16 protein-coding genes and 1 pseudogene are annotated in these 18168 nt (G+C 74.0%); 8 read left to right on the forward strand and 9 right to left on the reverse strand.

What is annotated here, in order from left to right; translation table 11 throughout:
- Nucleotides 1-3 precede the first annotated feature (3 nt).
- From ACZ60W_RS07105 to ACZ60W_RS07115, 3 genes are all read right to left on the reverse strand, one after another.
- The gene (locus ACZ60W_RS07105) at nt 4-2445 is read right to left on the reverse strand and encodes a protein kinase domain-containing protein (protein ID WP_469754355.1); all 2442 of its coding nucleotides are present in this window, start codon (nt 2443-2445) and stop codon (nt 4-6) included.
- Between the two features lie 135 nt (nt 2446-2580).
- Entirely contained in the window at nt 2581-3078 is a 498-nt protein-coding gene (gene greA / locus ACZ60W_RS07110) for a transcription elongation factor GreA (protein WP_366309765.1), read from the reverse strand.
- A gap of 188 nt (nt 3079-3266) precedes the next feature.
- Nucleotides 3267-3668: a DUF4307 domain-containing protein gene (locus ACZ60W_RS07115; RefSeq protein WP_469754356.1), complete on the reverse strand. Its 402-nt coding sequence runs from the start codon at nt 3666-3668 to the stop codon at nt 3267-3269.
- Between the two features lie 98 nt (nt 3669-3766).
- On the opposite strand from ACZ60W_RS07115, the gene mca reads away from it, so the two are divergent.
- Together mca and ACZ60W_RS07125 are read left to right on the forward strand one after the other, a co-directional pair.
- Nucleotides 3767-4648 (forward strand): mycothiol conjugate amidase Mca, encoded by an 882-nt coding sequence (gene mca / locus ACZ60W_RS07120; RefSeq protein WP_469754357.1) that lies wholly within the window; start codon nt 3767-3769, stop codon nt 4646-4648.
- Complete coding sequence (locus tag ACZ60W_RS07125) at nt 4641-4886, forward strand: hypothetical protein (RefSeq protein WP_469754358.1); 246 nt, start codon at nt 4641-4643, stop codon at nt 4884-4886. The genes mca and ACZ60W_RS07125 overlap by 8 nt, the downstream gene beginning before the upstream one ends.
- 64 nt (nt 4887-4950) lie before the next feature.
- Here ACZ60W_RS07125 and ACZ60W_RS07130 read toward each other — a convergent pair whose 3' ends face one another.
- Nucleotides 4951-8166 carry a tetratricopeptide repeat protein gene (locus tag ACZ60W_RS07130; RefSeq protein ID WP_469754359.1) on the reverse strand — a complete coding sequence of 1072 codons (3216 nt, stop codon included), beginning with the start codon at nt 8164-8166 and terminating at the stop codon, nt 4951-4953.
- Between the two features lie 125 nt (nt 8167-8291).
- Between ACZ60W_RS07130 and ACZ60W_RS07135 the strand changes: the two genes are divergently transcribed.
- Nucleotides 8292-10313 carry a thioredoxin domain-containing protein gene (locus ACZ60W_RS07135; protein ID WP_469754360.1) on the forward strand — a complete coding sequence of 674 codons (2022 nt, stop codon included), beginning with the start codon at nt 8292-8294 and terminating at the stop codon, nt 10311-10313.
- A gap of 86 nt (nt 10314-10399) precedes the next feature.
- Here ACZ60W_RS07135 and ACZ60W_RS07140 read toward each other — a convergent pair whose 3' ends face one another.
- Nucleotides 10400-10807 carry a rodlin gene (locus ACZ60W_RS07140; protein WP_469754361.1) on the reverse strand — a complete coding sequence of 136 codons (408 nt, stop codon included), beginning with the start codon at nt 10805-10807 and terminating at the stop codon, nt 10400-10402.
- Between the two features lie 94 nt (nt 10808-10901).
- The gene (locus ACZ60W_RS07145) at nt 10902-11942 is read right to left on the reverse strand and encodes an LCP family protein (protein ID WP_469754362.1); all 1041 of its coding nucleotides are present in this window, start codon (nt 11940-11942) and stop codon (nt 10902-10904) included.
- 175 nt (nt 11943-12117) lie between these two features.
- On the opposite strand from ACZ60W_RS07145, the gene ACZ60W_RS07150 reads away from it, so the two are divergent.
- Entirely contained in the window at nt 12118-12267 is a 150-nt protein-coding gene (locus tag ACZ60W_RS07150) for a hypothetical protein (RefSeq protein ID WP_469754363.1), read from the forward strand.
- A gap of 68 nt (nt 12268-12335) precedes the next feature.
- On the opposite strand, the gene ACZ60W_RS07155 is transcribed toward ACZ60W_RS07150, so the two are convergent.
- Nucleotides 12336-12746, reverse strand: coding sequence for a rodlin (locus ACZ60W_RS07155; protein ID WP_366308500.1), 411 nt, complete (start codon nt 12744-12746; stop codon nt 12336-12338).
- A gap of 218 nt (nt 12747-12964) precedes the next feature.
- Here ACZ60W_RS07155 and ACZ60W_RS07160 point away from each other — a divergent pair, with 218 nt between their 5' ends.
- On the forward strand, nt 12965-13378 hold the full coding sequence (locus tag ACZ60W_RS07160) for a rodlin (protein ID WP_366308501.1): 414 nt from the start codon (nt 12965-12967) through the stop codon (nt 13376-13378).
- A gap of 176 nt (nt 13379-13554) precedes the next feature.
- Complete coding sequence (locus ACZ60W_RS07165; RefSeq protein WP_469754364.1) at nt 13555-13788, forward strand: chaplin; 234 nt, start codon at nt 13555-13557, stop codon at nt 13786-13788.
- A gap of 64 nt (nt 13789-13852) precedes the next feature.
- On the opposite strand, the gene ACZ60W_RS07170 is transcribed toward ACZ60W_RS07165, so the two are convergent.
- On the reverse strand, nt 13853-15088 hold the full coding sequence (locus tag ACZ60W_RS07170) for an NAD(P)-binding domain-containing protein (protein ID WP_469754445.1): 1236 nt from the start codon (nt 15086-15088) through the stop codon (nt 13853-13855).
- Between ACZ60W_RS07170 and ACZ60W_RS07175 the strand changes: the two are divergent.
- Nucleotides 15050-15130: pseudogene (locus ACZ60W_RS07175) on the forward strand (hypothetical protein); the annotation flags it as partial. The gene ACZ60W_RS07170 and the pseudogene ACZ60W_RS07175 sit on opposite strands and share 39 nt — an antisense overlap.
- A 2-nt stretch (nt 15131-15132) precedes the next feature.
- Here ACZ60W_RS07175 and ACZ60W_RS07180 read toward each other — a convergent pair.
- Nucleotides 15133-16443 carry a carboxylate--amine ligase gene (locus tag ACZ60W_RS07180; RefSeq protein WP_469754365.1) on the reverse strand — a complete coding sequence of 437 codons (1311 nt, stop codon included), beginning with the start codon at nt 16441-16443 and terminating at the stop codon, nt 15133-15135.
- Between the two features lie 152 nt (nt 16444-16595).
- Between ACZ60W_RS07180 and ACZ60W_RS07185 the strand changes: the two genes are divergently transcribed.
- The gene (locus ACZ60W_RS07185; protein WP_469754366.1) at nt 16596-18167 is read left to right on the forward strand and encodes a glycoside hydrolase family 26 protein; all 1572 of its coding nucleotides are present in this window, start codon (nt 16596-16598) and stop codon (nt 18165-18167) included.
- Nucleotide 18168: the final 1 nt, after the last annotated feature.

The raw sequence follows: 18168 nt of genomic DNA on the forward strand, positions 1-18168 counted from the left end.
GGACTACTCCTTCTCGGCGGGGAGCGCGACGGCGGCCACGGCGCCCTTGTCGAAGACGACGTACGCGATGCCGCCGAGCGGCAGCACCTCCGGCTGCCGGATCTGCCGGGAGACGAACGAGCCGTAGGCCGGGTCGTAGTCCTCCTCCTCGGCCCGCGGCCCCGGTGCACCCGGCACCCGGACCGTCCCCACCGGGCCCGGCCTGCCGTCGGCGCCGATCCGCACGGTGTGAAGCGAGGAAAAGTCGGCGTACACGACCCGGTCGCCCGCCAGCAGCGGCGTGGACCAGCTCTGGGACAGTCCCGCCGGGGCCGCGGTGACCGGGAAGGAGGCGAGCGTCTCGCCGGTGCGCGGGTCCAGGACCCGCAGGCCCTTGTCCCAGGTCACGACGGTCCGCGGGCCGATCGCCGAGGGCGCGGAGCCCGCGAGGGGCCCGGGCGGCGACGCCTTCGTGGCCAGGGTGCGGGCGTCGAGCAGGTGCAGGGTGGTGTCCGGGTCGGCGCCGAACCCGTCACCCGCGCAGTACGCCGAGGCGCCCAGCACCTTGAGGGTCTCGCACTCCTTGGCGTCCGGGTCGACCTGTCCGAGCTGCGTGCCGGTCCTCGCGTCGTAGGCCACGAGCCCGCCCTGGCTGAGGGCGTAGACGACCCCCTTCGCGTACGCCACCGGCTCGTACGCCTTGCGCTCGGCGTACGAGGTCGTCCCGTTGGTGAGCTCCTCGGACCAGAGCCGCCGGCCGTCGGCCAGCGAGAACGCGGTCAGCGCGGCCCGCACCCACGCGGTGTCCTCCCGCACCTCCGTCGCCGCGAAGACGATCCCGTCCCCGACCACCGGCCGGGTGGCCCAGAAGCCCTGCGGGCCCTGCGCCGGCTTCTGCCAGCGGACCTTCCCCGTGCGCGCCTCGCGCACCTGGACGGTGCGCCCGGCGACCAGGACCACGCTTTCCCCGTGGACGGTGGGGCGGGTCGCGCTCCCGCCCGCGAAGGGGTAGCCGTGCGGGCTGACGTAGCTCTCGCCCGGCGTGTCCCCGGCCCGCGCCACGTCCCACAGCCGCTTCCCGGTCGCCGGGTCCAGGGCCTCGTACCGCCCGTCCGTCGTCCGGCAGACGAGGACCTGCTCGCCGACCGAGCAGCCGAACGCCGGCGCGGTCAGTTCCGTGTGCCAGGGCTTCCAGCCGGCGGGGCGCTGGGAGGCGGTCTGCGGGACCACGCCGGACGCGTCGGCCAGGCCCCGGTCGTCGACCCCGGGGACCCGGGGGCCGGCGGGCGGCGCGGCCTTCGCCGGAGCCTTCGGACCGGCCTGCGACCCCTCCGGCCACAGCAGGTAGGCGCCGAGCCCGCCCGCGGCCACGGCGAGGGCGAGCAGAGCGGCGACGGTCCGTCCCCGGCGCCGGCGCGGGGGAGCGGCGGCCGGGGCGACCGGGGCCAGGGTCGGCACGGAAGGGAGGCCGGGGACGGCCGGGGTGACGACGGGACCGGCGGCGGGCGCAGCCTCCAGGAGCGGTCCGCCCGAGGCGACGAGCCGGGCGAGGTCCCCGCCGTAGCGGCCGATGTGGTCCCGTATCCCCTCCGGCCACGGGAAGACCTTGGCCCGCGGACCGGGCGCGAGCAGCTCCGCGAGCTGCTCCGGGGACGGCCGGTCCGCCGGGTCGACGGAGAGACAGGCGGCGATCGTCCCGCGCAGCTCCTCCGGCACCCGCGTCAGGTCGGCCTCGGCCCGCGAGACGCGGTGGAGGACGGCGGCGAGCGGGCCGTCGCCGAACGGGGCCTCGCCGGTGGCCGCGTGGCAGAGGAGCGAGCCGAGACAGAAGACGTCGGAGGCGGCGGTGACGTGCCGGGACCCGGCCACGTGCTCGGGGGACATGAAGGAGGGCGTGCCGACCATGAGACCGGTCACGGTCATGGCGGTGGCGGTGCTGCTGCGGGCGATGCCGAAGTCGATGAGCCGGGGGCCGTCGACCGACAGCATGACGTTGCCCGGCTTGAGGTCCCGGTGCAGGACCCCGGCCCGGTGCAGGTCGGCCAGGGCCCGGGCGACGTCCGCGCCGAGCGCCCGCACGGCGTCGGCGGGCAGCGCGCCGTCCCGCCGCACGGCCTCCGAGAGGCTCGGCCCGGGGACGTACGCGGTCGCCAGCCACGGCACCTCGGCGTCGGCGTCCCCGCCGACGGGAGCCGCGGCGTACGGGCTGTCGACCAGTCCGGCGACCCTGATCTCGCGCCGGAAGCGGTCCCGGAAGGCCGGATCGCCGGCGACGTCGCGCCGCACGGTCTTCACGGCGACGAAGGTGCCGGGCACCGGCGCGTCGCTGGTCTCCCCGCCGCCGCGCCCCCCGTCCCCGGCCGCCCGCCCGAGGTACACCTCGCCCATGCCGCCGGCGCCGAGCCGGGCGAGCACCTCGTAGGGTCCGATCCGTCGTGGCGCGCCCTCGCGCAGCGTTCCCAGCACCTCGCCATCCCCCCGTGCAGACGTGTGTGACGTGTGTGACGTGTGACGCGACGTCAGCCCCGCATCCTCGCACGTGCGTGCAGGACGAAGGGCCGGCCCCCTCGGGGGGCCGGCCCTTCGCTCAAGGAGTGCGGATCAGCCGGAGTACGGCTTGGCGCTGAGGATCTTCACCGTGGCCTTCTTGCCGTTCGGCAGCTCGTACTCCGCGTCGTCGCCGGCCTTCTTGCCGTTGACGCCGACGCCGAGCGGCGACTGCGGGGAGTATGTCTCGATGTCCCCGCTCGCGTACTCGCGCGAGGCCAGGAGGAACGTCATCGTGTCGTCCTCGTCGCCGTCGAAGGCGATCGTGACGACCATGCCGGGCTCGACGACGCCGTCGTCCGCCGGGGCCTCGCCGACCTTGGCGTGCTGGAGCAGCTGGGTGAGCTGGCGGATGCGGAGCTCCTGCTTGCCCTGCTCCTCCTTGGCCGCGTGGTACCCGCCGTTCTCGCGCAGGTCGCCCTCTTCGCGTGCCGCGGCGATCTTGACGGTGATCTCGGTACGCGCGGGACCAGACAGGTACTCAAGCTCGTCCTTGAGCTTGTTGTACGCCTCCTGGGTGAGCCAGGTGACGTTGTCGCTGGTCTGGGTCACGGGTGCTCCTCGTAGGTACTGGGAATACAAAGCATCGCCCTACACGGAATGCATGGCGTCCCGGGTGGGCGAAAGCACGAGCCTAACAATGAGTGGCGAAAAGCGGGAGGACATAAAGCATCAGGATGGCGTCACCCCAGGTCACGGTCGTGACCCGCCGGGACTCGTCACCCGGTCCCTACCCACCGCTACGGTGCCGTACACCCGATCAGCTCCGCGCTGGTCGCGCGGGCGGTGGTGCGGAGCGAGACGACGGTGTCCACCCGGGTCGCGGGGTCGTCGATCCGCACGTCCTTGCGGGCCACCTCGGCGCCGTCCTCGGCGCGCGAACGCAGGGTGCAGACGCCCTCGACGCCCTCGTCCTTGCGGACCTCCAGATGGACCTGGACCTCGGTGTCGCTCACCACGTCGAACTTGATCATCTCGGCGCTGATCTTGCTGTCGACGACGTAGTACCAGCCGAACCAGCCCATCAGCCCGAGGAAGAGGACGCCCAGCACGGCGCCCGCGATCCTGAGCTTGCGGTCGGCCCGCTCGTCCGCGGAGCGCCCGTAGCGCCCCTCGGGCAGCTGCTCTCGCACCGCGCTCATGATCGATCCTCTCGAAGCCGGGGGTGGCGGAATTTTCACTCCCCCGATTCCGTCACTATAGAGACCTGGCTCCGCGTCGAATCACTGAGGATCGAGTCTTGACTGAGCAGCTTCGACTGATGGCCGTTCACGCCCACCCCGACGACGAGTCGAGCAAGGGTGCGGCGACGATGGCCAAGTACGTGTCCGAGGGGGTGGACGTCATCGTGGTGACGTGCACGGGCGGCGAGCGCGGCTCGGTCCTGAACCCCCAGCTCCAGGGTGACCCCTATATCGAGGCGAACATCCACGAGGTGCGCCGCAAGGAGATGGACGAGGCCCGCGAGATCCTCGGCGTCTCCCAGGAATGGCTCGGCTTCGTCGACTCCGGCCTGCCCGAGGGCGACCCGCTGCCCCCGCTCCCGGAGGGCTGCTTCGCCCTGGAGGACGTGGACACGGCGGCCGGCGAGCTGGTCCGCAAGATCCGCTCCTTCCGTCCGCAGGTCGTCACGACCTACGACGAGAACGGCGGCTACCCGCACCCCGACCACATCATGACCCACAAGATCACGATGGTGGCCTTCGACGGCGCGAACGACGCCGAGAAGTTCCCCGAGGCCGAGTTCGGACCGGTCTGGCAGCCGCTGAAGCTCTACTACAACCAGGGCTTCAACCGTCCCCGCACGGTCGCCCTGCACGAGGCGCTCCTCGCCCGCGGTCTGGAGTCCCCCTACGGCGAGTGGCTGGAGCGCTGGAAGGAGTTCGAGCGCAAGGAGCGGACGCTGACCACGTTCGTGCCGTGCGCCGAGTTCTTCGAGACCCGCGACAAGGCCCTGATCGCCCACCGCACCCAGATCGACCCCGACGGCGGCTGGTTCCGGGTCCCCATGGAGATCCAGAAGGAGGTCTGGCCGACGGAGGAGTACGAGCTCAGCAAGGCGCTGGTCCCCACCTCCCTCCCCGAGGAAGATCTCTTCGCGGGCATCCGCGACAATGCCTGACATGAGCGCACACCTGGCACTGACCCAGCTTGTCCCCTTCGCCGCCGAAGAGCTGGACAAGAACAAGGTGACCCCCGGCGTCCTCGGCTTCGTCGTCTTCGCCGTCCTGGCCGTCGCCGTCTGGATGCTGATGAAGTCGATGAACCGGCACATGGGCAGGGTCTCCTTCGAGGAGGCCCCCGACCCCGCCGCCGGCCCGGACACCCCGGCCGCGCAGACCGGCGCCCCCGCCCAGTAGCGGCACCGCCCCCCGTCCCGTACCCCACCGGTACGGGACGGGGGGCGTCCTGCGTCCACCGGCCCTACGCCTCCGGCACCCCCAGGACCTCCCGGGCGTGCCGGTGCGGCACCATGCCCAGGTCCCAGCCCTGCCAGGGCGCCGACGCGGGAACCCCGCGGTCCAGCACCACCGCGTACGCCTCGACGCAATCGTCGAGCCGCGGGTCGCGCGCCGGATGCCGCTCCGCCGCCAGCGCGGCGAGCTCCTCGCGCGCCGACGCCGTCCCCGGCTCCGGCGCGGCCGGCGCCGCGTGGGGGAGCAGCGTGCAGCGCAGGAAGCGCGCCCAGTCGCCGCCCCGCCGGTCCCCGTAGGACGCGAACAGCTCCCGCGCCTCGTCGCACAGGCCCAGCGCCTGCGGCACCCGCCCGTTGCCCGCGTCGATGATCGCGAGCTCCAGGCAGGTCCAGCCCTCCCCGTGGGCCACCCCGATCCGGTGGAAGTCCGCCCGCGCGTCCACCAGCAGCTGCCGGGCGAAACCGGAGTTCCGCAGCCCCCCGGTACGGGCCGCGAGCTGGTCGCGGGTGACCCGGCCCGAGTGGTGCCGTGCGCTCGCCAGCCCGTACAGGTCCCGCATCCGGGAGAACATCGTCCGGGCCCGGCCCAGCTCCCGCACCGCCTCGTCCCGGTCACCGCGCTCCTCCAGCGCGTGCCCCAGGTGGTACAGCGTCCACGCCTCGCCCCGCGCGTCCTCCTGTTCGCGGTGGCGGGCCAGCGCCCCGCGCAGCGCCTCCACCGCCGGCTCCGCGTCCCCGGCGGCCAGCCGGGTCCGGGCGAGCTGGGTCAGCGCCCACGCCTCGCCGCGCCCGTCGTGGATGCGCCCGTAGTCCTCCAGCGCGCCCCGCAGCTCGTGCCCCGCCTCCGGCACCGCGCCCCGCAGCAGCAGCAACTGGCCCCGGTGCAGATGGGCCCACGCCTCGCCGTGCAGCGACTCGTGCTCCCGGTGCAGCGCCAGGGACCGGTCCAGCAGCCCCGCGGCCTCCGCCAGGTCCCCGCGGTCCCGCTCCACCGCGGCCAGCGCGTGCAGCGTCCACGCCCGGTCGGCGGCGAGCGCCTCCGGCTCCTGGAGCGCGAGCGCCTCCCGCAGCCGGGCCGCCGCCTCCCCGAGCCGCCCCTGGTGGTGCAGGGTGATGCCCAGCGAGCACAGCGCCAGCGCCGCCCCCGGGTCCTGGCGGGCCTCCTGATAGGACGAGACGACCGAGGTCAGCGTCGTGCGCGCCTTGTCGAGCTCGCCGAGCTGCCGGGCCGCGATGCCGGTCCGCCACTGCACGGAGCGGGACAGCTGCCCCTGCCCGATGGCCTCCGTCAGCTCGTTGATCTCGCCGAGCCGGTAGAGGTCGCCGCGCAGCAGGCAGTAGTCGCACAGCGCCCCCAGCAGGTCCAGGACCGTCCGCTGGTCCACGCCGTCCGCGTGCCGCAGCGCCGCCGTGATGAAGCTGGTCTCCTCGTCGAACCAGCCCAGCGCCGCCTCCAGGGAGCCGAAGCCGTGCCCGTCGAAGCGGTCCGCGCGGGTCGACATCTTCCCGTCGACCATCCGGATCACCGCGTCCGCGAGCTCCGCGTAGTTCCGGATCAGCCGGCCCTGCGCCGCCGCGATCTCCGCGGCGTCCTCCTCCTCGTGCAGCCGCACCGCGGCGAAGGCCCGCACCGCGTCGTGCAGCCGGTACCGCTCCCCGCGCACGTGGTCGAGGAGCCCCGCGTCCGCCAGCTCCCTCAGCAGCCGCGCCCCCTCAGCGCCCTTCCCGCCCAGCAGCGCGGCGGCCGCCGCCGCGCCCAGCGAGGCCCGTCCGGCCAGCGCGAGCCGCCGCAGCAGCCGCCGGGCGTCGTCGCCGAGACCGGCCCCGTACCGCACCGACAGCGCGCGCCCGACGGGGTCCCCGTCCCGGCCCGCGTCCCCGAGCGCCCCGGCCAGCTCGTCCCACGGCAGCCGGCCCAGCAGGGAACCCGCCGCCCGCAGTGCCAGCGGAAGCCCGCCGCACAGCTCGCGGATCCGCTCGGAGGCCGCCGCGTCGTACGGCCCGGGATCGGGCACCTGGGCCGCCGCCCGCAGCAGCTCCTCCGCCCCGGCCGCGTCCAGCGCCGCCACCGGCAGCGCGTGCACCTCTGCCGGCAGGTCGGCGCCCAGGTCCAGCGGCTCCCGGCAGGTCACCAGGACCAGACTGTCCGAGCGCTCCGGCAGCAGGGCCCGCACCTGGGCCGCGTCCACGGCGTCGTCCAGGATCACCGTCACCGGCACCCCGGTCAGCTGCCGCTGGTACAACTCCGCCAGCCGCTGGGCCTGTTGCTCGGCCGTCGCGCCCTCCCGGAAGAGCAGCCGGTCGCGCGGGGCACCCAGCCGGTTCAGCAGGTGCAGCAGCGCCTCCCGCGTCGACACCGGCCGCTCCCCGGTCGCGGCGCCCCGCAGGTCCACCACGCACGCCCCGCGGAACTGGTCCCGCAGCGCGTGCGCCGCGCGCACCGCCAGCGCCGTCCGCCCCGACCCCGGCTCACCGTGCAGCAGCACCACCGTCGGCCGGGTCGCCGGCGACGCCCGCCCCGCCTGGACCCACCGGGTGATCCGCGCCAGCTCCTCCCGCCGTCCCGCGAACCGGCCCCCGGGGTCCGGCAGATGACGGAACGACCGCTCCAGGACGGTCCGCTGCCGGGCCGCCGCGCTCCGGTCGGCGCCGCGCAGCCGCTCGCCCCACACCTGCCGCGGCGGCTCCGCCGCGCCCGCCGGGGGCTCGGGCGCCCGCTGCCCCTCCAGGAAGGGCCGCACCCCCCGCTCCTCCAGCGCCGACAGCCAGGACTGCCGCAGGGCGTCGACGGCCGCGGGCGGGCGGCCGGCGGCCGGCGGGGGCCCCGCCGTCACCCGCAGCACCGTCGCCGCCGCGCCCGCCACCGCCACCACCGCGCCCGCGCCGAACGCCGTCCCCGCCGCCGTGCCCAGCGCCAGGTCCGCGCCGACGGCCGCCACCGCGGCGACCCCGGCGACGAGCGCGGGACCGGCCGCCCCGGGCCCGGTGAGACGGTCCGCCCACCGCGTCCGCCCGTGCGCCGCCCCCGCCTCCCAGCCCTCCAGGGCGCCGAGGAAGGCCGCGTACTCCTCCCGCGAGCCCGCCGTCATCGACTCCAGCGCGGCCCGGCCCCGGCCGAGCAGCACCTCGGCCGCCGGCAGCGAACGGCCCGCCGAGCCGCGCGTCTCCTCCGCCACGATCCGCTCCAACAGCCGCTCCGCCACGGCCCGATGACTCTCCCGCATCTGCGTCCCCCTCCGCGCCCGCCGGCGAACCCGGCCCCGATCCGTCCGGGGCCCAGTGTGCTGCGCGGCGCGCGTCGGCGCGAGGGAGCGGAGAAACGGCGAGACGGCTGCGGCAGGATGGGCCCATGCCGAACCGACTGGCCCATGAGACCTCCCCGTACCTCCTGCAGCACGCCGACAACCCCGTCGACTGGTGGCCGTGGTCGGCCGAGGCCTTCGAGGAGGCCCGGCGCCGCGACGTCCCCGTCCTGCTCAGCGTCGGGTACAGCTCCTGCCACTGGTGTCACGTCATGGCGCACGAGTCCTTCGAGGACGACGCCACCGCCGCCCTGGTCAACGAGCACTTCGTCGCCGTCAAGGTCGACCGCGAGGAACGCCCCGACGTCGACGCCGTGTACATGGAGGCCGTCCAGGCCGCCACGGGGCAGGGCGGCTGGCCGATGACCGTCTTCCTCACCCCGGACGCCGCCCCCTTCTACTTCGGCACGTACTTCCCGCCCGAGCCCCGCCACGGCATGCCCTCCTTCCCCGAGGTCCTGGAGGGCGTCCGGGGTGCCTGGTCCGGCCGGCGCGAGGAGGTCGGCGAGGTCGCCGAGCGGATCGTCAAGGACCTCGCCGGCCGCTCCCTGGCCTACGGCGGCGACGGCGTCCCCGGCGAGGAGGAGCTCGCCGGGGCCCTCCTCGGTCTCACCCGCGAGTACGACGCCACCCGCGGCGGCTTCGGCGGCGCCCCCAAGTTCCCGCCGTCCATGGTCCTGGAGTTCCTCCTCCGCCACCACGCCCGCACGGGCTCCGAGGGTGCCCTCCAGATGGCCGCCGACACCTGCGAGGCGATGGCCCGCGGCGGCATCTACGACCAGCTCGGCGGCGGCTTCGCCCGCTACGCCGTCGACCGCGCCTGGGTCGTCCCCCACTTCGAGAAGATGCTGTACGACAACGCCCTGCTCTGCCGCGTCTACGCCCACCTCTGGAAGGCCACCGGAAGCGACCTGGCCCGTCGCGTCGCCCTGGAGACCGCCGACTTCCTCGTCCGCGAACTGCGCACCCCCGAGGGCGGCTTCGCCTCCGCGCTCGACGCCGACAGCGACGACGGCACCGGCCGCCACGTCGAGGGCGCCTACTACGTGTGGACCCCCGGGCAGCTCGCCGAGGTCCTCGGCGCGGAGGACGCCGCCCTCGCCGCCGCCCACTACGGCGTCACCGAGGACGGCACCTTCGAGCACGGCAGCTCCGTCCTCCAGCTCCCCCAGGACACGGGCGTCGCCGACGCGGACCGCGTCGCCTCGATCGCCGCCCGCCTCCTCGCCGCCCGCGAGGAGCGCGCCCGCCCCGGCCGCGACGACAAGATCGTCGCCGCCTGGAACGGCCTCGCGATCGCCGCCCTCGCCGAGACCGGCGCCCTCTTCGACCGCCCCGACCTCGTCGAGCGCGCCACCGAGGCCGCCGACCTGCTGGTCCGCGTCCACATGGACGAGCAGGCGCGGCTCACCCGCACCTCCAAGGACGGCCGGGCCGGCGCCAACGCGGGGGTCCTGGAGGACTACGCCGACGTCGCCGAGGGGTTCCTCGCCCTCGCCGCCGTCACCGGCGAAGGCGCCTGGCTCGAGTTCGCCGGCTTCCTCCTCGACCTCGTCCTGGACCGCTTCACCAGCGAGGGCGGCGCCCTGTACGACACCGCCCACGACGCCGAACAGCTGATCCGCCGCCCCCAGGACCCCACCGACAACGCCGCCCCCTCGGGCTGGACCGCGGCCGCCGGAGCCCTGTTGGCGTACGCCGCCCACACCGGCTCCGAAGCCCACCGCGCCGCCGCCGAGGGGGCGCTCGGCGTCGTCAAGGCCCTCGGCCCGCGCGCGCCCCGGTTCATCGGCTGGGGTCTCGCCACCGCCGAGGCCCTCCTCGACGGGCCCCGCGAGATCGCCGTCGTCGGCACCCCGGGGGAGGAGGCGTTCGAGGAGCTGCGCCGTACCGCGCTCCTCGCCACCGCCCCCGGCGCCGTCCTCGCCGCCGGAGCCCCCGACGGCGAGGAGTTCCCGCTCCTGAAGGACCGTCCGCTGGTCGCCGGGGGACCCGCCGCGTACGTCTGCCGTCACTTCACGTGCGACGCCCCCGTCACCGACCCGGCCGCCCTGCGCCGCGCGCTCTGAGTCCGGAGCGCGGCACGGAACGGGGACGGCCCCGCCACCCCTCCGAGGAGGGGCGGCGGGGCCGCACCGTCGCCGAGCGGCGTCGCTCAGCTGTTGCCGGCGCCGTTGCCGGACAGCACGGGGATGTCGCTGAGGATGTGCGAGAGCGGCTCGTCACCCTTGGCCTGGGTGGAGTTCTCGGTGCACTGCTGGTTCTGCGGGGAGGACAGGACGTTGATGTCCTGGACCGCGATCGGGACGAGGCCGACCAGCGAACCGGCGTTGACCTTGGCCGGCAGGCCGACGCAGGGCTTGTTCAGCGAGCCCTGGACGAGCGCGAACTGGGGGCTCATGTCGCCGTGGGTGGCGGAGTTGCCGAACTCCTGGTGGGCGCCGTTGCCCGACAGCGAGGTGGTGCCGCCGTCGTCCGCGATCGCGAGCGCCTGACCGGCACCCGCCGCCGTCGCGCCGAGAACGGACGCGGCCACAGCAGCCGTCGCCAAGAGCTTCTTCATTGTTCAGGCCTTTCGGGTCCTGGCCCGCTGAGTGCCGAGCCGTGCTGATCAACTGGGCGGAGGTCCGGAGGTTCCGGGTAGTCCACCGGACGGCCTACGGGCAGATGAGCGAGGCGCCCGGCGTGGGGCGGTAGGCGGCCGCCGGGATCTCGCCCGGCGCCACCGCCCCTGCCTCCGGCAGCGGCCGGTCCTCACGCAGCCGCCCGAAGACCTCCGCCGCGCCCTTCTCGTCCCAGGCGACGGTCGAGCCGACCCCGGCGATGGCCGGGTGGAAGCCCCGGATGGGTACGGTCGAGAACTCCGCGCGGTCCAGGGGCAGGTCCTTCAGCCGGGCGGCGAGCGCCAGCAGCTCGCCCGCCGAGATCCCCCGCTCGGCCGCGCCCGTCCCGCGCAGGGTCGCCGCGAACGCGCGCAGCGCCGCCGGGTCGTCCAGGACGCCGGCGCGGAGCCGCTCCAGGGTGTTCACCACGAACTTCTGCTGTTTCCGGATCCGGCCGAAGTCCATCTGCCCGTCGGCCCGTCGCGAACGCACGTACTGGAGTGCCTCGCCGCCCCCGACCCGCTTGGTCCCGGGCTGCAGGTCGATGCCGGTGACCGTGTCCTTCAGAGGCTCCGCCGTGCACACGGCGACGCCCCCGTCGAGCCCGTCGACGGTGTCCATGAAGCGCCGGAAGTCGATCTCCAGGTACCGGTGGACCGCCAGTCCGGTCATCGACTCGACGGTCTCCTGCACGAAGGCGGGACCGCCCTCCGCCCAGGCGTTGTTCAGCTTCGCCGGGTGGGCCGTGTGCACCTTCCCGGTGCGGCGGTCGAGGTGCTCGTCGGGGAAGGAGGTGAGGGAGTCGCGCGGCAGGCCGACGACACTGATCCGGTCGTTCTCCGCGGAGACGTGGACCAGCATCATCACGTCGGTGCAGTCGCACTCCTTGCCGCCGAGCCTGAAACGTTCCTTCTCCTCCTCCGTCACGCCCTTGCGGCTGTCGATGCCGACCACCAGGAGGTTGAGCCCCTGCTTGGGGGAGGGAAGGCCGGACGGGGCGACGGCGAGCGCGCCGGGGGCGAGGGCGGCGAGGGCGGTGCAGGCCGCCGCCGCGAGCAGCGTGCGGCGGAGCCGCCGGGAACGCGGGAATTTCATGCCCGCACGCTATTTCGAGCCACCTCGCACACAGGTACGCGACGCGACATGAACAGGTCGAATCACTCTCCTGCGACGCCTGTGGAATGATGCGGGAATCGCAGCGGAAGGAGCGAAGATGGCGCCGGGTCCCGGGAAATGGGAACGGATGGCCTTCATTCCGAAGAGCCGATATGTGAGCGAGCCTCCCCCTCCCGACCGCACCGCCTTTCCGGTGTACGCGGCACTGGTGACCCAGTGGGCGCAGGCGGGGCGCGCGGTGCCGGGCGTGCCGGACCGCGAGTGGGAGCGGCTGATGGCCGCGCCGGTCTGGCCGACCTGGTAGCAGCACGAAAGGGGCCGCCCCGGAGGGCGGCCCCTGACGTGCGGACGTCGTCGCGCGGAGGCGGGACGTCAGTTGTTGCCGACGCCGTTGCCCGACAGGACCGGGATGTCGTCCAGGATGTGCGAGAGGGCCTCGTCACCCTTGGCCTGGGTGGAGTTCTCGGTGCACTGCTGGTTCTGCGGGGAGGACAGGACGTTGACGTCCTGGACCGCGATCGGGATGGCACCGATCAGCGAACCGGCGTTGACCTTGGCCGGCAGGCCGATGCACGGCTTGTTCAGCGAGCCCTGGACCAGCGCGAACTGGGGGCTCATGTTGCCGTACGTGGCGGAGTTTCCGTACTCCTGGTGCGCGCCGTTGCCCGAGAGCGACGTGGTGCCGCCGTCGTTGGCGATGGCGAGCGCGGGGGACGCGACGGCGGCCGTGGCGCCGACGATGGAGACGGCTGCGGCCGCAGTGGCCATAACCTTCTTGATCACGGGAGTTCCCTTCTAGAACCGGCTCCGTGCAGGGAGCGGCCTGATCAACTGGCCTCGGACGCAAGGGTTCCGCTGTGTCACCCCCTTGGCGGAGCGCACGCGGCAGCGCGAAACGGGGTCCCAGTCGAACGGGTGAAGAGCCGGAACCAAAGCCACCGCACGCAGTTGATCCCGTCGCATCAATCAGGTCGATTGGTGGGAACAGGAACGGAATCACCGTGATCAAGAAGATTATGGCGGCTGCGGCTGTTACGGCCTCTGTTGTCGGCGCTTCTGCTGCGGCGGCCTCCCCGGCGCTCGCCATCGCCGACGACGGCGGCACGACCTCGCTCAGCGGCAACGGCGCGCACCAGTCCTTCGGCAACTCGAAGACCACCGGTGACATGAGCCCGCAGTTCTCCGCCGTGCAGGGCTCGCTGAACAAGCTCTGCCTCGGCGCCCCGGTCAAGGGCAACGTCGGCTCGGTCGTCGGCGTCCTCGTCCCGGTCGCGGTCCAGGACATCAACGTCCTGTCCTCCCCGCAGAACCAGCAGTGCGCCGAGAACTCCACCCAGGCCAAGGGTGACGAGCCGCTCTCGCACATCGTCGAGGACATCCCGGTCCTCTCCGGGAACGGCGCCTACAACGGCTGACCCGTACCGCGCGCGACAGGGGCCGGAGAGGACGTGGACGTCCTCTCCGGCCCTTTCGTGCGGGGCAATGGAGTGAAAGCAGGACGTTCTCCGCTGTTTCGGTTTCCTTTTCGAGGCGTGTTCGTTGTGTTCTGTGGTGCGGAAATGCATTCCGCCGAGGAAAGGATCCAGACGAGATGAACTGTAAGAAGGCTGCGGCCGTCATCGCCGGAATCGTCATGGCCATGGGTGCGGCGTCGCCGGCCTTCGCGGACGCGGACGCCGCGGGTGCCGCGATCGGTTCGCCGGGCGTCCTGTCCGGCAACGTCGTGCAGATTCCGATCCACGTGCCGATCAACGTCTGCGGCAACAGCGTGAACGTCATCGCCGCGCTGAACCCGGCCTTCGGCAACACCTGCATCAACGCCTGAGTCCCGGCGACGGGCAGGCAGGGGCAGGCCCCGGGGAGCGACCGCTCCCCGGGGCCTGCCCGTCTCATGTCCCGACCGGCGCCCGTCCGCCCGCCTGCGGCCGCCCCGCCGTCCGGCCGGGCCCGGCAGCCCGCAGCCGCCGCTCGACCCCCGTCACCAGCCGCCCCGCCGTGTACCGCGCACCGAGGACGAACCGCATCGACGGGCCGAACGACGGGGCGGTGAGCAGCCCGGTGAGGAAGAGGCCGGGCCACGAGGACTCGAAGTGGCCGCCGGCCTCCGGCGCGCCGCCCGCGCCGACCCTGCGCAGCGCGCCCCGCAGGGCGGGGGACAGCACCTCCGCGCGGTCCAGGTCCGGGGTGAACCCGGTGGCCGCGACGACGTGGTCGGTCTCCAGGACCGTCGTCCCGTCCCGCCCGGCCACCCCGATCCGCAGCCGCGCGTCCCCGGTCACGGCGGCCGAGACGATCCGCTGCCCCAGGCGCACGTCCCGGACCGCGGCGAACCGCCCGCGCAGCCACCAGGCGCCCGCCGGGCCGAGCGCCGAGGCGAGGATCCGCTCCCGGGTGGCGGCCGGCAGCCGCCGGAAGAGGCCGGGGGCGTCGGCGTACAGGGTGTTCCGCCAGCCGCAGCCGAGCCCTGAGTGCGGAGCCCGCAGCGCCCGCAGGACGGGCCGGTCCAGGGCCGGGGGCGGCGCGTTCCAGCACAGCCGGTCCGCGCGGGCGACGACCCGGACGGCGGCGCCCCGCTCGGCGAGGAGCACGGCGGTCTCCAGGGCGGCCTGGCCGGCCCCGACGACGGTGACGTCCCGGCCCGCGAGGCCGCCGAGGTCGCCGTGGTGGCCGGAGTGGGTGACGTACCGGCGGGGCAGCCCGCGCAGCGGCCCGGGGACCTCCAGGAACGGCAGGACGCCGACGGCGAGCGCCACCGTCCGCGCGCGGACCCGCTCGCCGTCCTCCGTCCGCAGCTCGAACCCCCCGTCGCCGGGTGCCACCGACGCGATCAGCCGCTCGTCGACCACCGGCACGGCCCGCCGCGCGAACCAGTCCCCGTACGCGGCGAAGAAGCCGACGGGCAGCGGCACGCCGTGCTCGGCGCGGACGCCCCGGACCGCGGCGTACGCGTCGAGTCCGTGGGCGCCCCCCGGGTCGGACAGATGGGAGGCCCAGGGCTCCGACTTCAGGAACATGCCCGCGGGCATGGCGTGCCAGGACTCCATCGAGCGGCCGAAGACACGGAGGCGCAGCCCGCGGGCCGCCGCGTGCGCGGCCACGGACAGGCCGTACGGCCCCGCACCCACGACCACCAGGTCCTCCCTCGCCTCCGGCATCGCGCGGTCCGCCTTCATCGGGGGGTGAGCTGGTGGGAGGAGGGGGTACGGGCCGCCGGCGTGGTGGCACCGGCCGGCGGTCCCGCGCGCCGCGCGGCGAACCGCCGGCGCAGCACCGACAGCGCCCGGCGCAGCAGGTGTGTCAGCCAGGCGCGGCCCATCGCGAGCGCGGGCCGCGGGTCGTCGGCCGCGCACCAGGCGTACTCCGTCCGCCGCCGCCCCGCCCCCGGCCCTGCCGCGTACCGGCGGCGCGGCGAGGTCAGCAGCGACAGTGCCGCGTAGTTCTCGACCAGGAACCGGCGGCCGTACGCGGGGGAGTGCGGCGGCACCTGACGCCCGGTGAGGTCCAGGTGCAGGGCCCGCACCACGTCCAGGCCGGCCGCGTCGGCGAAGAGCCGGAACTGGGCGCCGGGCCGGGGGTTGACGTCGAGCAGGTGGTACGCGCCGGTCGTCCGGTCCAGCCGGAAGTCCAGGTCGCACACGCCCCGGTAGCCCAGCGCCTCGAACAGCGCGCGGGCCGCCCGGTCCACGTCCGGGTTCACGGTCCAGCGGCCCACGGCCGTCAGCCCCGCCCCGTCCGGCCAGGAGCGCTCCTTGCGCCCGGTCGCCCCCGTGGCGCAGCCGCCGGCGGAGTCCACGTACCCGTGGAAGAACCAGTCCAGGTCCCGGCCCGCCGGCAGCAGCTCCTGGAGCAGCAGCCGGCTGCCGGCCTCCGGGGCGCGCGCGTACAGCTCCCGGACCTCGGTGAGCGACCGCACGATCGAGGTGCTCCGCAGACCGGCGCCGGCCGGCAGCAGCCACGGCCGGCTCCACTTGGCGATCACCGGCAGTCCCAGCGCCCACGCCATCGCGGCGGCCTCGTCGGCCCCCGTGGGGAGTTCGGTGCGGGGGTGGGGCAGGCCGAGGGCCGCGCAGGTCCCGGCGAGCTCCGCCTTGTCCGCGACCTTGAGGAGCTGTTCCTCGGTCTGCTCGGGCAGCAGGAAGCGCGGGGCGAGCGACGCCCTGTGCCGGGCCAGCGCCAGGGCGCTCACGTCGTCCATCGGCACCGGCAGCACCCGGTGCGACGGGTCGTCGGTGATCTCGTCCGCGACCCCGGTCAGGAAGGCGGCCAGTCCGGCGCCCGCGTCCGTCCCGGGGCGCGCCCGGGCCGACCGCAGATAGCGGGAGCGGGCGACCGGGCCGGGGCCGGATTCGACGACGGCGTGCACCGGAATTCCCGCCCTTCCCAGCGAGCGCGCGGCGCCCAGGGTTCCGTGGTGGAAGGGGTTCCGGTCGAGCCGCACCAGGACGGCGGGAACGCGGGTGTCAAAACTCGGCACGGGCATGCCCTTCCTCTCGGGTGCCCCAACTGGGCGATCAAATCCTCTAATGGACTACTGATCAGAGGGAAGCCGAGTCCACGGTCGGCTCATTAGGAATACTTTCGGAGCATCGGATTGACGGATCATCAAAAAGGGATCGACGCAAAGGAGCGGCCATGGCAGCTGCACGCCGAAGAACAGCGAGAGTGTGGCTGGGGGTGTTCACCGCCGGTCTGCTCACCTCGGGCTCGGTCGCCCTGTCGTCCCCCGCCCGGGCCGCCGACGACGTCCCGGCGAAGGACCCCGGGCCGACCCTCGCCGGCGCCATGGGTGCCTTCCTCGACTCCGGCGCGGCCGGGGTCGCCCGCATCGACCGGCTGCAGAGCTGGCTCGGCGGCCGCGAGCTCCGCGTCGGCCACACCTACCTGCCCGGCGAGCAGTGGCGCAGCATCGAGGGCCCGCCCGGCTTCCTCGACGCCTGGGCCGCCTGGCGCAACGAGAAGGCCGACCGCCTCTTCGTCCTCAACGTGCCCATGCTGGAGCGGAACGAGGCCGGCGTCCCCGACCACGAGGTCCGCCGCCAGCTCCAGCTCGGCGCCGCCGGCTACTACGACCACCACTTCAAGACCCTCGCCGAACGCCTCGTCGGGCTGAACGCGTCCGACACGGTGGTCGTCCTCGGCTGGGAGATGAACGGCACCACCTACACCCACCGGTGCGCGCCCGACCCCACCTCGTGGAAGAAGTACTGGAACCGCATCGTCACCGCCATGCGGTCCGTGCCCGGCCAGAAGTTCCGCTTCGACTTCAACCCCAGCCGCGGCCGCGACGCCATTCCGTGGACCGAGTGCTACCCGGGCGACGACGTCGTCGACATCATCGGCATGGATTCCTACGACCAGCCGCGGGGCGTCGGTTTCGACCAGCACGTCACCGAGCCCTACGGACTCCAGAAACAGGTCGACTTCGCCGCCGAGCACGGAAAGCAGATCTCCTATCCCGAATGGGGACTCTTCCGCAACGGCGACAATCCCACGTACATGCGGCGCATGCTCGAATGGATGCAGCAGCACAAGCCGCTCTATCACACGATCACGGATTACTGCCCGCACGGCGTCTGGCAGTGCGACGGAAATCCCCAGTCGTCCCTGGTCTTCCGTCAGATGCTCTACGGAGTCGAGCCCGAGCTCCCGACGGAGCCGACGGAACCCACGGACCCGACGGAACCCACGGACCCGACAGATCCCACGGAGCCGACGGAGCCGACGGACCCGACCGTCCCCGAGCCGAAGCCGGAACCCAAGCCGGAACCCAAGCCGGAACCCAAGCCGGAACCCAAGCCGGAACCCAAGCCCGAGCCGAAGCCCGAGCCGAAGCCGGAACCGAAGCCGGAACCGAAGCCGGAACCGAAGCCGGAACCGAAGCCTGAGCCGAAGCCCGAGCCGAAGCCGGAACCCAAGCCGGAACCGAAGCCCGAGCCGAAGCCGGAACCCAAGCCCGAGCCGAAGCCGGAACCGAAGCCCGAGCCCAAGCCGGAACCGAAGCCCGAGCCCAAGCCGGAACCGAAGCCCGAGCCCAAGCCGGAACCGAAGCCCGAGCCGAAGCCCGAGCCCGCCTGTTGGACCGTGGATCTCGGTTCCTGGGTGGGCGGATGGATCGGTGGACCGGTCTGTGTCCCGGAAGAGCCGTGGAAGGACGAGGTCGACCTGGACTGGAAGGACGCGCTCCAGGGCGTCTGGCCCTTCTGAC

The sequence above is a fragment of the Streptomyces sp. NPDC104202 genome (assembly GCF_055584185.1).

Bases quoted from the DNA above. Each gene is read 5' to 3' on its own strand.
- ACZ60W_RS07115 (WP_469754356.1), bottom strand. From the start codon at position 3,668: ATGAGCGCGGTGCGAGAGCAGCTGCCCGAGGGGCGCTACGGGCGCTCC.
- ACZ60W_RS07125 (WP_469754358.1), top strand. From the start codon at position 4,641: ATGCCTGACATGAGCGCACACCTGGCACTGACCCAGCTTGTCCCCTTC.
- ACZ60W_RS07130 (WP_469754359.1), bottom strand. From the start codon at position 8,166: ATGCGGGAGAGTCATCGGGCCGTGGCGGAGCGGCTGTTGGAGCGGATC.
- ACZ60W_RS07135 (WP_469754360.1), top strand. From the start codon at position 8,292: ATGCCGAACCGACTGGCCCATGAGACCTCCCCGTACCTCCTGCAGCAC.
- ACZ60W_RS07140 (WP_469754361.1), bottom strand. From the start codon at position 10,807: ATGAAGAAGCTCTTGGCGACGGCTGCTGTGGCCGCGTCCGTTCTCGGC.
- ACZ60W_RS07145 (WP_469754362.1), bottom strand. From the start codon at position 11,942: ATGAAATTCCCGCGTTCCCGGCGGCTCCGCCGCACGCTGCTCGCGGCG.
- ACZ60W_RS07165 (WP_469754364.1), top strand. From the start codon at position 13,555: ATGAACTGTAAGAAGGCTGCGGCCGTCATCGCCGGAATCGTCATGGCC.
- ACZ60W_RS07180 (WP_469754365.1), bottom strand. From the start codon at position 16,443: ATGCCCGTGCCGAGTTTTGACACCCGCGTTCCCGCCGTCCTGGTGCGG.
- ACZ60W_RS07185 (WP_469754366.1), top strand. From the start codon at position 16,596: ATGGCAGCTGCACGCCGAAGAACAGCGAGAGTGTGGCTGGGGGTGTTC.